Source organism: Seonamhaeicola sp. ABD4_175 (assembly GCF_056160885.1).
Window position 1 is genome coordinate 648,827 of sequence record NZ_JBSWYC010000001.1, and the last position, 14,671, is coordinate 663,497.

Annotated in this window: 10 protein-coding genes; 2 read left to right on the plus strand and 8 right to left on the minus strand. The window is 33.2% G+C overall.

Translation table 11 applies throughout. The features are described 5' to 3' along the window. Positions 1–84: 84 nt before the first annotated feature. The 7 genes from ACXAG4_RS02645 to porU form a co-directional block, all read right to left on the minus strand. Positions 85–768: an SDR family NAD(P)-dependent oxidoreductase gene (locus tag ACXAG4_RS02645; RefSeq protein WP_475294522.1), complete on the minus strand. Its 684-nt coding sequence runs from the start codon at positions 766–768 to the stop codon at positions 85–87. After that, positions 761–1,768: a M28 family metallopeptidase gene (locus ACXAG4_RS02650; RefSeq protein WP_475294523.1), complete on the minus strand. Its 1,008-nt coding sequence runs from the start codon at positions 1,766–1,768 to the stop codon at positions 761–763. The genes ACXAG4_RS02645 and ACXAG4_RS02650 overlap by 8 nt, the downstream gene beginning before the upstream one ends. Positions 1,769–1,891: 123 nt before the next feature. Next, a complete protein-coding gene (locus tag ACXAG4_RS02655) occupies positions 1,892–3,505 on the minus strand; it encodes a pyruvate dehydrogenase complex dihydrolipoamide acetyltransferase (protein ID WP_475294524.1) in 1,614 nt (537 codons plus the stop codon). A 3-nt stretch (positions 3,506–3,508) separates the two neighbouring features. After that, a complete protein-coding gene (pdhA, locus tag ACXAG4_RS02660) occupies positions 3,509–4,507 on the minus strand; it encodes a pyruvate dehydrogenase (acetyl-transferring) E1 component subunit alpha (protein ID WP_475294525.1) in 999 nt (332 codons plus the stop codon). A gap of 201 nt (positions 4,508–4,708) precedes the next feature. Then, complete coding sequence (cdd, locus tag ACXAG4_RS02665) at positions 4,709–5,191, minus strand: cytidine deaminase (protein ID WP_475294526.1); 483 nt, start codon at positions 5,189–5,191, stop codon at positions 4,709–4,711. A 69-nt stretch (positions 5,192–5,260) separates the two neighbouring features. Further along, on the minus strand, positions 5,261–6,466 hold the full coding sequence (gene porV, locus ACXAG4_RS02670; protein WP_475294527.1) for a type IX secretion system outer membrane channel protein PorV: 1,206 nt from the start codon (positions 6,464–6,466) through the stop codon (positions 5,261–5,263). 34 nt (positions 6,467–6,500) lie between these two features. Then, positions 6,501–10,385: a type IX secretion system sortase PorU gene (gene porU / locus ACXAG4_RS02675; RefSeq protein WP_475294528.1), complete on the minus strand. Its 3,885-nt coding sequence runs from the start codon at positions 10,383–10,385 to the stop codon at positions 6,501–6,503. Between the two features lie 264 nt (positions 10,386–10,649). Here porU and gldJ point away from each other — a divergent pair, with 264 nt between their 5' ends. Then, positions 10,650–12,344, plus strand: a complete 1,695-nt coding sequence (gldJ, locus tag ACXAG4_RS02680) for a gliding motility lipoprotein GldJ (RefSeq protein ID WP_475294529.1) — start codon at positions 10,650–10,652, stop codon at positions 12,342–12,344. A 91-nt stretch (positions 12,345–12,435) separates the two neighbouring features. Next, positions 12,436–13,710: a UDP-N-acetylmuramoyl-tripeptide--D-alanyl-D-alanine ligase gene (locus ACXAG4_RS02685; RefSeq protein ID WP_475294530.1), complete on the plus strand. Its 1,275-nt coding sequence runs from the start codon at positions 12,436–12,438 to the stop codon at positions 13,708–13,710. A 138-nt stretch (positions 13,711–13,848) separates the two neighbouring features. Here ACXAG4_RS02685 and ACXAG4_RS02690 read toward each other — a convergent pair whose 3' ends face one another. Continuing rightward, positions 13,849–14,622 (minus strand): LuxR C-terminal-related transcriptional regulator, encoded by a 774-nt coding sequence (locus ACXAG4_RS02690; protein ID WP_475294531.1) that lies wholly within the window; start codon positions 14,620–14,622, stop codon positions 13,849–13,851. Positions 14,623–14,671: the final 49 nt, after the last annotated feature.

Sequence of the window (14,671 nt, forward strand, 5' to 3'; positions counted from 1 at the left end):
TTACTTACAACCGCAAGAAAAAAATGACTTTCACGTTGAACTTTTAATTATTTTAGATAAAAAACGATGATTTATTTTTATGCTTTACGGTGTAGAATTAGCAACTTGCAACAACTTTCCATTATAAAAATTTTGGCCCGTTAACGCAAAGTTAAAAACATATTCAGCCATTTCTAATGCGGTAATTGGTGCCTGATATCCAGGAAATGCTTCTTGTAACATTTCAGTTTGTACGGCACCTAAAGCCAACACGTTAAAACTAGGCCCGGTTTCTTTATATTCTTCAGCTAATAATTCGGTTAAAGTAATAACAGCACCTTTACTTGAACTATATGCAGCTAAACCCGGAAATTTCATGCTACCTTGTACACCACCCATAGAGCTAATAGTTACTACATGCCCATTTTTACCCATAAAAGGCAAGCATTTTCGGGTCATTTCAGATACTCCAAAAACATTGGTTTTATATACCTTTTCAAAATCGGTTATAGTTGTATCAGCAAAAGGCTTGTTTAGTAACATGCCTGCATTATTTATTAATACATCAACTTTTTTAAATTTTAAATCTAAAAACGTTTCAACGCGTTTATAATCTAACGGATTACTTAAATCAAACGGAAATGTTGTAACGTTTTCATAAGCCAATTGAAACACCGGTTTTTCATTTCTAGATAAAGCTAAAACTCTATGTCCTGCTTTAGCAAATAGTTTTACAAGTTCAAAACCAATACCTCTACTAGTTCCTGTTATAATTATATTTTTACTCATTTTTTATTTTAATTTCTTTTGAAACTGAATTAGTTATGCCCTCAATTACTGGAATAAAACTATTTGCAAAATGCGTCATATGTTTAAAATCCATTTTATCTGCTTCATCATCAACATGATGATAATATTCAAAATTTGTAAAATCGAATGTTGAAATAGCGTGAGCAGGCACACCAAATACTTTATGAAACGGATAATTATCTGAACGTTTATACAAACCAAATTGTTTTGCCTTTTGAAAATAACCTACAACCTCTTTACCAGCATATTCATTTAGTTTTTCTGGCATGTTTGATTTACTGTACCCTGTAATATACGACATGACTTGGTTTTTAGCTCTTGGCACACCAATCATTTCAAAATTAATCATGGTGTACAAGTTTAAATTAGCCGCTTTAAGTCTTTCTGCTAAATGCTCTGAGCCTTTTAAGCCCATTTCTTCTGCACTGAATAGTGTAAATAAAATGCTACGCTTATTGTTTTTTGTTGCTGCAAAATATTTTGCCCATTCCATAACTGCAACTGTTCCTGAGGCATCATCATTTGCTCCGTTAGCAATAACATCGCCATTAACCTCTTTAGCTTTTCCTATATGATCATAATGCGCCCCAAGGATTATTAATTCATTTTTAAGCATATCATCATTCCCTTCAACATAACCAACTACATTGTAACCAACAATATCTTTAAGATCAAAACTATCACGATACGTTTCAAAATAAGGCTTTACGTTATGCTTTTTAAAAAAATCTTCTATAAAAACAGCTGCTTTTTCAATACCAAGAGTTCCTGTATTTCTACCTTCTAAAGCATCAGAAGCTAAAAATTCCAAATTTGATTTTATACTAGCCTCTTCTATTGTAGTGCTTAAATTTACAACATCATTTTGTACTATTTCATTTTTGTTATTATTATGAATAACGCCAGTTTTGGTAGTTGTTTCTGTAGTTTTACAAGTTGTAAAAAAAATAGTAACAGCTAAAAAAAATACTTTATACATATATATTATTGCTTAAAAACTAAAGATAAAAAAACCTGTTTCATTAGAAACAGGTTTAACATTATATTATTATGAGTGTTTTGAAACACGCGTCATTGTAAAGAAATGCGTTTCAAAACAATATTATACTAACATAGTTACTGGGTTTTCAATATACCCTTTTAATGTTTGAAGGAATTGTGCTCCAGTGGCACCATCAACCGTTCTGTGATCACAAGCTAAGGTTAATTTCATTGTGTTACCAACTACTATTTGCCCTTCTTTCACTACTGGTTTTTGAACAATAGCACCTACAGATAAAATTGCTGAGTTAGGTTGGTTAATAATTGATGTAAAATAATCTATACCAAACATACCTAAGTTAGAAACTGTAAATGTACTACCAGACATTTCATCGGGCGTTAATTTTTTATTTCTTGCTTTACCTGCTAATTCTTTAACCTCAGCACCTATTTGCGGTAAACTTTGTTCATTAGCAAAACGTACTACAGGCACTACTAAACCGTCTGGAACAGCTACAGCCACACCTATGTGTACGTGATTATTTAAACGCATTTTATCATCAAACCATTGCGAGTTTACTTGTGGATGAGCTTTTAAAGCTAATGCACATGCTTTAACTACCATATCATTAAATGATATTTTTGTATCTGGAATAGAGTTAAACTGCTTACGGAAGGCTATGGCGTTATCCATATCAAACTCAACTGCTAAGTAATAATGTGGTGCAGAGAATTTAGATTTTGTTAAAGATTTAGCAATGGCTTTACGCATTTGTGAGTTTGGCACATCTTCAAAATCTTCTTGACCCGTTGGTATATATTTACCAACAGCACCAGCACCAGAACCTGGCACGAAGTTTTCTATATCAAATTTTACTATACGACCACCTTCACCAGTACCTGTAACATGTGAAAGATTAATGTTTCTTTCTTCAGCCATTTTTTTAGCTAATGGCGAAACAAATATACGCTCATCAGTTTTTGCAGGCTTTTGTGGTTTACTTTCTTTTTTAGGTTGGGTTGCTTTTGGAGCCTCAGTTTTTGCTGGAGTAGCTGCTTTTGGAGCTTCTTCTTTTGGTGCTTCAGTAGTAGCTTTATAGTTTTTTGCTATTTCTGAAACATCGGTTCCTGCAGGCCCAATAATGGCTAAAAGTTCATCTACTTTAGCAGATTCTCCTTCTTGCAAACCAATATGAAGTAAAGTGCCTGATTGAAAAGATTCAAACTCCATAGTAGCTTTATCTGTTTCAATTTCAGCTAAAATATCACCTTCATCAACGTTATCTCCTACCTTTTTTAACCAAGTTGCAACCGTACCTTCTTCCATGGTATCACTTAAACGTGGCATTGAAACTACTACAACTCCTTCTGGCATTTCAACTTCTGCAGCTTCTTTTTTGGTTTCTGATGTAGTTTCTTCAGACTCATTTTTAGCAGGCGTTTCTTCTTTAGCTTCAGCTGATGCTTCACCATTTAAAAGACCTGAAATATCTTCACCTTCATCACCAATAATAGCTAAAAGCGAATCTACTTTAGCAGTTTCACCTTCTTGAATTCCAATGTGAAGTAATGTACCTTCGTTAAAAGATTCAAACTCCATAGTGGCTTTATCTGTTTCAATTTCAGCTAATATATCGCCTTCTTCAACTTTATCTCCTACTTTTTTTAACCAACTCGCAACGGTACCTTCTTCCATGGTATCGCTTAAACGAGGCATATTTACTACTATTGCCATTGTTTATATTTTGTGTTGTATAAATGGATAATCTTTTTGCTCATAAACTGCATCGTACATCACATTCTTTTCTGGGAACGGTGATTCTTCTGCAAATTTCTCGCATTCTGATACTTTAGCTTTTACGCGCTTATCTATTTCTTTAATTTCGTCTTCTGAAGCGTATTTCTTTTCAAGAATAATATCTTTAACCTGAGTAATTGGGTCTATTTTCTTGTATTCTTCAACCTCATCTTTAGTACGATAATGCTGCGCATCACTCATTGAATGCCCTCTATAACGATATGTTTTTAATTCTAAAAATGTTGGTCCGCCTCCTTTTCTTGCACGCTGAATAGCTTCATCAAAAGCTTCGGCAACTTTTACAGGATTCATACCATCAACTGGTCCGCAAGGCATTTCATAACCTAAACCAAGTTTCCAGATATCATCGTGATTTGCAGTACGTTCAACTGATGTTCCCATAGCGTACCCGTTATTTTCACAAACAAATACTACTGGCAAATTCCATAACATAGCAAGGTTGAATGTTTCGTGTAATGAGCCTTGTCTTGCAGCCCCATCACCAAAACAACAAAGTGTTACCGCATCTTTATCGTGGTATTTATCTCCAAATGCAATACCTGCACCTAAAGGAATTTGACCTCCAACAATACCGTGCCCACCATAAAAACGGTGTTCTTTTGAGAAAATATGCATAGAACCACCTAAACCTTGTGAGGTACCAGTAGCTTTACCATATAACTCTGCCATAACGCGCTTTGGGTCTACGCCCATACCAATTGGCTGCACGTGATTACGGTAAGCGGTTATCATTTTATCTTTGGTTAAATCCATTGCGTGTAACGCGCCTGCTAGTACAGCTTCTTGACCGTTATACAAATGAAGAAATCCTCTAACTTTTTGTTGTATATAAACTGCTGCAAGCTTGTCTTCAAACTTTCTCCAGAACAGCATATCTTCATACCATTTTAGGTATGTTTCTTTAGTGATTTTTTGCATCGACTAATTTTAAGTTTTACTAAGGTGACTACAAAAGTAACACTTTGTGTTTTATTGCAAAAACCTAATTATGGTAAAGTAGAAAAAAATATTAAAAAAACGGTTGCAAACTATCTGCAGTGCTTATTTTTTAATTTTTTCAGTATAATAATGTAGTATTTAAAATTATAAGCGTAATTAATACGTATTTAGCAACACTTGTTACAGCACAGCCTTATCAAAAACTAAAGGCAGTAAGTTTTGTAATGAATTTGATTTCACTACTTTACCTTCTTCACCCATAAAATAAATTTCTATTGGTGTTTCTTGCTTAATTTCATATTCTGCAATGGTTTGCCTGCATGCTCCGCAAGGTGGTATTGGCGCTGTGGTAGTTTTGTTTTTTGAACCTGCAATTATTGCCATTTTAAGCACTTTAGCATTGGGATATTGGGCGCCTGCATAATATATAGCCGTACGTTCTGCACACAAACCTGAGGGATACGAGGCGTTTTCTTGGTTACTACCTGTAATTACTTTACCGTTATCTAAAAGTAATGCTGTACCTACCAAAAATTCTGAATATGGGGCGTAGGCTTTTTTTCTAGCCTCGGCGGCTTTTCCCATAAGTTCAACTACATCTTTTGGTAATGCGTTTAAATTTTCAAAAACATATATTTTGGTAGCTATGTTTACTTCTTTCATAATTATTATAGACAAAAAAACTATTGCTTTATATGCAATAGTTTTTATTTATTAATTGTTAAAATACTACTAATATTCTTGGTATGCGCCTTCTCCTAAGTTAAATGTTAGTGAAAAACGTAGTGTGTTTTCTAAAGGACTTTGAATTTTTGATGCTGAAAACAAATACGATAAATCTATATTTACAACATTTGCCTTGAAGCCTGCGCCTAATGCTAAAAACTTTCTTGCTCCTTTTTCTTCTGCTTCGTTAAAATAACCTGCTCTAAAAGCAAATGAATCTTGGTATACGTACTCTGCACCTAAAGCCCAAGTAAACTCTTTTAGCTCTTCGCTAAAACCACCTGGCGCATCACCAAATGATTGAAACATACCTGATAAGAAACTTACATCTGGATCTTGACCTTCAACTATAACTACTTCTTCTTCGCCTCTATCAAATTCACCATCGTCATCAGCATCAACAAAACCGTATCTTGGTGGTGTTGGCACTAATAATTTAGTTACTTCGGCAGTTACTGCTACCTTATTGTAGTCATCAAAAATAAAATCAAAACCACCTCCTAAACGTAAATTAGTGGGCTGAAAGTTTTCAATTCCACCGTCGTCATATTTGTATTTTGGACCTATATTTTGAATGGCGAAACCACCTCGCCAACGCCCATTAAAATCGGCATAGGCTTCTTCTTCACTTTGATAATATCCTGAAATATCAACACCAAAAGTACTTGCTGCAGATACATCTTGACCATCAACTTGCAAACGCAAATCTGAACGCAAGTAGCGCATTGCTACAGACATTGCGAATTGATCGCTTAATCTTAAAGCATATGAGGCATCTAATGATAATTCATTTGGTCTTTGAATTCTTGCCGGGTCTTCTGGTCTATCAATAAACTCAATATCGCCTAATGAAAAATAACGCAAACTAACACCAAAAGCACTACGCTCATCTAAACGGTTAAAATAGGTTAAATTTCCTAAGAAAATATCATTTACAAGTTTACTTAAATATGGTGTATAACTTACACCAAAACCCGATTTAGTTTCAGAAAAGACATATTTTGAGGCATTCCATTGTTGTGAAAATGCATCAACTGATGTTGCCACACCCATATCTCCCATGGCTGCTGCTCTAGCATCTGGCGCAATTAGTAAAAAAGGTACTCCTGTAGTTATAACGCGTGAATCATCTTCAAAAGGAATTACTGTATTTTGCGCACTTACTTTTAAAACAAATGCTAATGTGGTTAATAGCAATAATGTATTCTTCATGAAATAGTATTTATTTAACAAATATAATTTTTTATTAGAGTATTACAAGTTTCTGTATTTTTTCAACTTTTTTGTTTAGTAGGTTAGATTGTACGGTTAGTTTGTAAACGTAAACACCTTTTCCTATTTTATCACCAAAATCATCGCGCCCATCCCAAATTACATCTCTAGATAGTGAGCTTGTTGTTTTTATACCGCCTGTTGTTTGCCCGTTTAAAGTTCTTACCAATTTACCAGACACTGTGAATATTTGTATAGAAACGTTTAAAGGTGATGAACTATTGTGATTGAACCAAAATTCTGTATAATTTACAAACGGATTAGGGTAATTTAGTACGTTTTCTATTACTAATTCTTGATTTTCATTGTGAACAACAAATTGAATTTCGGCAATAGAAGAATTATTATAAACATCCCAAGCTTTTAGTGTTAGGGTGTGCAAACCAGGTTCTAAATCTCTAAACGGGAAACTAACAGTTCCTTTTTGGTAATCATCTACCTCGGTTTGATAATAATCATTTAAAACCACAGGGTTGGTTTCATCGCCATCAATTATAGCTACAATATCGTGCCCAATACCACTTGCTGTATTAATACCGTTGCTGTCTTCTAATTTTGCTAACAAAGTTGGTGATTCATTTGTTATACCACCCGAAACAAAATTTTCGTCATTCATATATAAGGTAATAACAGGGCCAATATTATCTTCTGCTGCATTTTCATTAATACCTCCAATTTTAATTTGGTTTATGCTTGCTCCTGTTTGATCTTCTAATAAGGCTTCGTTTTTAGCATAAAAACTTACTTTACCAAACCCAACAGGAATACCAATATCTTTTGGCACCACAAAATTAAACTCAAAATCTCCGTTGGTTACAGAGGCTTGCCCTCTAAAAATTATTTCGCCTAATGTTTCAAAATCTAATTTAACTACTTCGCCATTATTTCTTGTACCATCATTTGCTAATGTTTGCCTATTAATTGGTTTATCATAAATTGTTGTAGATAGTGTACCGTTGTAATTTGTTAATTTATTACCAGAAATATCGGTAACCTCGCCCGTTAATTTCACTCTACCTAAAGCTTTTAGGGTATCAGTTGCAGTGGTGATATCTATATCGTTTAATTTTGTTAAGCGAATATTTGGCTTTGGTATTGAAAGTTTCATGGCCGGATCACCTATAAAAAAAATGAGTCTGCGTTGTATTTCGCTAGACATTACCTGGTCTGTTTTTGTTAGCCTTAAAGCCTCGGCCATTGATGGGTATTCATAATCTGAATACGCATCATCATCATTATAAGAAAACAAATATTGCCCCAAAGTATTATTAAACCTAATGGCTGTTGGCACATAAATTTGTCTTGTGGTAGTTATTAAACTAATAGCACCAGCTTGTTTGTTCCAATACATTAATTCACCAGCGGTTTCTCTAAACGGATTATCAAATTTTGTGAATTCACAAGTAACAGTTACAAAACAGCTTAACTTGCAGAAATTGCGTAAGTTTTCAATATCTGTTTTTTGAAAAATACGCTCTTCGGCCAACCCATCTTCACCACCATGACCAAAATAATTTACAACTAATGCACCGTTATCTACAGCATTTACAAAAGCCGTATTAACTTGCGGATACCTATCTCCACCAGCCGATGATTCTTGTTGATATGCATCGGTATGAATTTTTACAGAATTTATAAATGTTTTTTCATTAGATACTAGGTTACCTATCTCATCTGTGGTTTCTTGCAAAATACCTTCCCAATCTTTATCTACATCATCAGATACTAACACAAAATTATTGCGCCAAGTGCCAAAAGATTCTTTAGTGTAGTATGATGCTATTTTATCTACCATTTCTTTGGCCTGCTGCGGTGTTTTTGCTAAAATTCTTCCAACGGCAACATCAAGCTTATTACTGGTACTCATATTACCTTCGGCATCATCCATCATACCATAAAAATCGTCAGACACAAACGAATCTGTTAAACTAAAGCTATTGTATGAATACCATGACGGTACAATGTTAGTGTTGTTGTTGATTCTATCTTTATAATCAAAAGATGCATCACCTAGCAAACACAAATATTTAATTCTGTTTTCTGTTGTGCTTGCATTGTCATAAATATATTTTACTACATTTCTAATGGCGCCAACATCTTGATTTCCTGTGCTAAATTCTGCATAAATTTGCTCTAAGCTTAACACTTTTACATTCAAATTATATTGATTTCTGTTTATTTCAGCCAATCGTTCTGCTTGAGACACCATATTGGTTGGCGCTACAATTAAATAATCAACATCTTTAAAGTTACCATTGACATCATTAAAAATATTGCCTTTTATGTTTTGATTTAAAACGGTAGTATTTCTATCATAATTTGGTGTAAAATAGTCTTTTGAAGTTACAGCAACATAAGTTTTAGCTTCTCCTAAATTAGCTTTAAAACTTAAAGTGTTGCTTGCTTCTTCGGGTATAAAATTAGTTACATTATAAATATTGGTTACATCCCATATTTCAGAAATATCGGAAGCATTACTAATATTATATTGCCCCACGCCAGATGCTGTTATAGTATTTTTATTGGCAAATTGAAATTGATTACCACTAAAATTAAGGTTTCTTTCTGCTTCAACACTAACATAATCTATATATGCAACCGCACTTGGGTTACCTTGATTGTTATAGGTAAGTGTTACTTCAATATTATCTGTATTTACATTAACATTTCCTAAGTAGTTGCCTTGGGTAGCTAGTACCCTATCGGAGTTTGCTGGCATGTTTATATTTGCAATACTAGTGCCATTTACGTTCAACTCCATAGTTGAAACCACCGGCGAAACTGCTGCTAGGTATACTTTTAAACTAATAGGTTGTGAAGTAACTAAACCAGGCATATTAAATGTAACCGTTTTTGTGTTTTCAACATCAAACCTATCACCAAACCAACGCCTTCCTAAGAAAGCTAAGTTATACTCATCTTTTTCATAAAATTTATAATCATGATAGGTGTTTATTTGCTGATTTGCAACTGCTGTTGGTTGCGCAAAAGCACCAATACGCTTACCAAAACCTGAACCTATATTTATGTAATAATAGGTTTTGTTGGTATAACAATTAATGTTTGTATTGCTTTCTACATTAAACATTTTTTGGCCTTGTGCGTAAAACAAAACGTAATCGTTATTATCAAAAGTGCCATCTTCTTCGCCAACTACTTTAATGGCGTTTTCAACAACATCAAACGGGTAAGGTTCTGCGTTTACAAAAGGTATCATTCGGCCACCATTACCGTAAATCTTAATAGTTCTAGGATCAATAGTATTTACGCTAACGCCTAATTTTTGCAAAAAACTTTTTGACAGCTTAAAAACACCTGTGGTATCAACATAAAATTTATACCAACTGCCTGTGCTTAAAACTGAATTTGTTATTGCTTTAGATGTTTTAAACTGATTATTTTTTTGTACTACTTTTAACGTTCTTCCTGTGGTGTAACTAATATTGAAACTAGTTACTTTTTTAAAAGTACCATTAACACCTTTGATAATAGGTGATATTTGAAAAAACGCATAGCGCTTATTTCTACTAACTGAATTTTTTAAACTGAATTTTAAATTAGTTGGTATTGTCTCAATATCAACATCAAACAAGTCCTTTTTTGAAACAGAAACATAAGATACATTTGTTACTTTAACTGATGTTTCATTAACCGGTGTTGTTACAGGCCATTGCGCATTAAACTTTAAACCATCTTGAAAATTAAACGTTAAATGATCTTTATTAAACGATGGAATTTTAAACGAAAAACTACCTGTTGTAATGGTTTTAGGCGCTTCCCAATTAATTGTAAACTGTTTTTGTTGCGCATGTGAAAATGCTGCAAGAACTAAAAAAATTAATGCTACTTTCTTTTTCATTCGTTTAAATAACGCTTTACAAAGCGCCATAGTATTTAAAAACAACAATTTTAAATAATATAAACAAAAATACAATAATAAATTGGTTAAATAGGCGTTATTACAACACAAATCGATGGTTCAAAACATTAAAAACATCGATAAAAAGCATCAAAAAAAGGGTGAAATACACAATTTTTTGGACAAAATGCAAAAAATAGCTTGCGTTATTAGGTTAAATTCTTATATTGCAGCACCAAAAATATAATTAGCTTACTTAAACTTATGTATATGAAAAAAGTAGTAGCATTCAAGATTTTATTAGTTATAGCCCTTGTAACGGTTACAACTAGTTGTAAAAAATCTTCTAGTTCTAAAAACACTTCTAGAGCTACCGGATGGCAAATTAACTCCAGAGAAGGAGGCTTTCAGTACAACACAGACTTTAAAGAACAAGAAACTGCCCCAGGTTTAGTGTTTATTGAAGGTGGTACTTTTACAAAAGGCCGCGTACAAGACGATGTAATGCATGATTGGAACAATAGCCCAACACAACAACACGTGCAATCATTCTATATGGATGAAACCGAGGTTACCAATGCCATGTATATGGAATATTTAGATTGGATTAAAAGAGTTTATCCACCATCTGAAGATAATTTTAGAGCCATTTACAACGGCGCTTTACCAGACACACTTGTTTGGAGAAACCGTTTAGGTTACAATGAAGTAATGACAGAAAATTATTTACGCCACCCAGGTTATGGAGAGTATCCTGTTGTTGGTGTTAGCTGGATTCAAGCTGTTGAATTTGCTAATTGGAGGTCAGACCGTGTTAACGAATACTACCTGGAAAGAGCTGGTTATTTAAAACGTGATGCTAAAATAACAGATGTTGACGCCGAAACTACTTTTAACACAGACACATACATAAACGCACCAACTCAAACTTACGGTGGTAACGAAGAAATTATAAACGGAGACGGCAGAAACAAAAGAAACGCCCAAACCGATGCCGATGGTAACGAAACCAATATTTACGCAACCAGAGAAACCGGTATTATTTCTCCTAAATATAGGCTACCAACTGAAACCGAGTGGGAATACGCCGCTTTAGGTTTAAGTGAATTAAGAAATTACAACTTATACCGTGGTAGAAAAAAATACCCATGGGATGGCCAATATACACGTAACGGAAGTAGAAAATACCGTGGTGATCAATTAGCCAACTTTAAACAAGGTAAAGGTGATTATGGCGGAATTGCAGGATGGTCTGACGATGGTGCCGATATTACAAACGCTGTAAAATCATACGCTCCAAATGATTTTGGTTTATATGACATGGCAGGTAACGTTGCAGAATGGGTTGCTGATGTTTATAGACCTATTGTTGATGATGATTTTAACGATTTTAACTATTACCGTGGAAACGTTTATACCAAAAACGCTATAAATGATGATGGTAGTGTAAAAGTTGTAACTGTTGATGACATTAAATACGACACGTTACCTAACGGAAAAGTTATAGCAAGAAACTTACCTGGTGAAATTGTACAAGTTCCTATTGATGAAAACGAAACATACCTACGTACAAACTTTGACAGAAGTAACGAAATAAACTTTAGAGATGGTGATAAACGATCTTCTAGATATTTTGAAAGCTTTAATGATGAAGATGAAGAAGGCGAAGACACCAAAGCTGAAACTAGGTTAATGTACAACTCACCTAAACACTCTGTAACCAGAGATGAAGATGGAAACATTATTAGAGAATATGACAAAGACAACAACAGAACTTCTTTAATTAATGATAATGTTAGAGTTTACAAAGGTGGCTCATGGAAAGACAGAGAATATTGGTTAGACCCTGCTCAAAGACGTTATTTCCCGGAAGATATGGCTACAGATTATATTGGTTTTAGATGTGCTATGTCTCGTGTAGGTTCTAAATCTAAAAGTAAATCTAAAAGTAAAAACTAAATAATAGTTTTTTAAAACATAAATTGAAAAGTCCTAACCAAAAGTTAGGACTTTTTTTAATACTTTTATTTTATTAAAACTTAACAAGCCATTGGATACAAAACAGCTTCACGCCCTTTTTTTAGAATGCTCAAAAGTAAATACTGACAGTAGAAACATTGAAAGTAATTCCCTTTTTTTCGCCCTTAAAGGCGACAATTTTAACGGCAACAAATATGCTGAACAAGCCATAGAAAAAGGCACAAAATATGCCATTGTTGACGAGGTTGAGTACGCTACAAAACCTAACATATTTCTGGTTGACAATGTACTTGAAAGCCTGCAAAAACTAGCATCATTTCACAGGTCATATTTAAACGCACCTATTATTGCCCTTACGGGTAGCAACGGCAAAACAACCACTAAAGAATTAATAAACGCCGTACTATCTCAAAAACACAAAACAATAGCAACCGTGGGCAACCTAAACAATCATATTGGTGTACCACTTACATTGCTTTCAATGAACAAAACCACTGAAATTGGCATTGTTGAAATGGGTGCAAACCACCAAAAAGAAATAGCCTTTTTATGTGAAATTGCAAAACCAGACTATGGTTACATAACAAATTTTGGAAAAGCACATTTAGAAGGTTTTGGCGGTGTTGAAGGCGTTATAAAAGGCAAAAGCGAAATGTATGATTACCTCATTGCTAATAAGAAAATTATTTTTGTAAATACTGAAGACCCTATTCAAATACAAAAAACGCGTAATGCTAACATATTTACCTTTGGTAGCATAACATCAAATGTAAATACTACATTTATTGATGCCCAACCTTATGTAAAAGTTAAACACAATAACACAACCATACAAAGTAATTTAATTGGTACTTATAATTACAATAATATTGCAGCTGCAATAGCTATTGGCAGCTATTTTAAAGTAGATGAAAGTGCTATAAAAAATGCTATAGAAAGCTACTACCCTACTAATAATCGCTCGCAAATTATACATAAAGAAAATATTAAAATAATTTTAGATGCTTACAATGCCAACCCTACAAGCATGCAGGCTGCTTTAGAAAATTTTGAAAAGCAAGATAGTTATAAAATAGCTGTTTTAGGAGACATGTTTGAATTAGGCACTGAAGCTAAAAAAGAGCACCAAAACATTGCTAAATTAGCCATTTCTTTACCAATAGACACCGTTATATTTGTTGGTGAAAATTTCTTTAAAACAGAAATTGAAAACCCTAAAGCATCATTCTTTAAAACTTTTCAAGATTTTGAAAGCAAATTTTCAATTAATAATAAACTAAACACAACACTTTTAATAAAAGGTTCTCGAGGCATGGCATTAGAGCGTACTTTAAATTTAATATAAACAAAAAGTGTTGCTTCTAATTAAAACAATAATTATTACAACACTTTTCTTTTCTTCTCCCTAAGAAACTAATTAATAGCAATGTAAAATTGTAAAAACTAACTAAATATAGCAATACTCAATTTGAGTATATTTTAGTTAAATTATAATTTTATTAGACTTAACTAGTGCAATTAACTCACCTGTTGAGGATAGTTTTAATTTTTTTAATATGTTTCTTCGGTGTGTATCAACTGTATGAGAGCTAATATTTAATTTAGCTGAAATTTCTTTACTAGTTTTACTTAAAACCAACAAACGTATAACATCACGTTCTCTGTTACTAATACTGTCAGTTAACAATTTTTGAGAAAAGTTATTAAAATATTTAGTCTCATACTCATTATTGCTGTTTAATAACTTTGCCGTAGCTGTTATATCCATTTTAATAGAAGAAGTCTCTAAAACCGTATAATGCGCCAAACCTATAATAGGTTTTAAATGAGAATCTAGCTCTAAAGGCGTTGTATTTTGAATTACATTTACATACTGGTTATTACTTTTTTTCAACCTATAGTTCCAGGTGTAATTCATTTTTTTTCTATCAGATTCATCAATAGAATCTAATGTAAAAAACATTAAATCGTTTAATGCTGCTAGCCAAGGTTCTAAATCATCTGGATGAATTCGGCTCCAAAAATATTTCATTCCGCCTTTGTAAAACTCCTCTTTATCAAAACCTAAACAAGCTTTCATATTTTTACTTATATAACCAAAGGACAGGTCTTGCGTATTAGTCAAACAAAAAAACGTAGAACTGTATGGCCAATATTCATCAAGTTCAATAATTTTATTTATATGTTTTTCTAACGACGGATTATCATAAGAAGAGAAAATATCTTTGTAGGTATGTTTTACATCCTTTATAATCATTTTGAAATAATAGCTTTCCTAAATTTAAGAAAAAAAGATAATTTTAACA

Bases quoted from the DNA above. Each gene is read 5' to 3' on its own strand.
- porV (WP_475294527.1), bottom strand. From the start codon at position 6,466: ATGAAGAATACATTATTGCTATTAACCACATTAGCATTTGTTTTAAAA.
- ACXAG4_RS02655 (WP_475294524.1), bottom strand. From the start codon at position 3,505: ATGGCAATAGTAGTAAATATGCCTCGTTTAAGCGATACCATGGAAGAA.
- cdd (WP_475294526.1), bottom strand. From the start codon at position 5,191: ATGAAAGAAGTAAACATAGCTACCAAAATATATGTTTTTGAAAATTTA.
- ACXAG4_RS02690 (WP_475294531.1), bottom strand. From the start codon at position 14,622: ATGATTATAAAGGATGTAAAACATACCTACAAAGATATTTTCTCTTCT.
- gldJ (WP_475294529.1), top strand. From the start codon at position 10,650: ATGTATATGAAAAAAGTAGTAGCATTCAAGATTTTATTAGTTATAGCC.
- ACXAG4_RS02645 (WP_475294522.1), bottom strand. From the start codon at position 768: ATGAGTAAAAATATAATTATAACAGGAACTAGTAGAGGTATTGGTTTT.
- pdhA (WP_475294525.1), bottom strand. From the start codon at position 4,507: ATGCAAAAAATCACTAAAGAAACATACCTAAAATGGTATGAAGATATG.
- porU (WP_475294528.1), bottom strand. From the start codon at position 10,385: ATGAAAAAGAAAGTAGCATTAATTTTTTTAGTTCTTGCAGCATTTTCA.
- ACXAG4_RS02650 (WP_475294523.1), bottom strand. From the start codon at position 1,768: ATGTATAAAGTATTTTTTTTAGCTGTTACTATTTTTTTTACAACTTGT.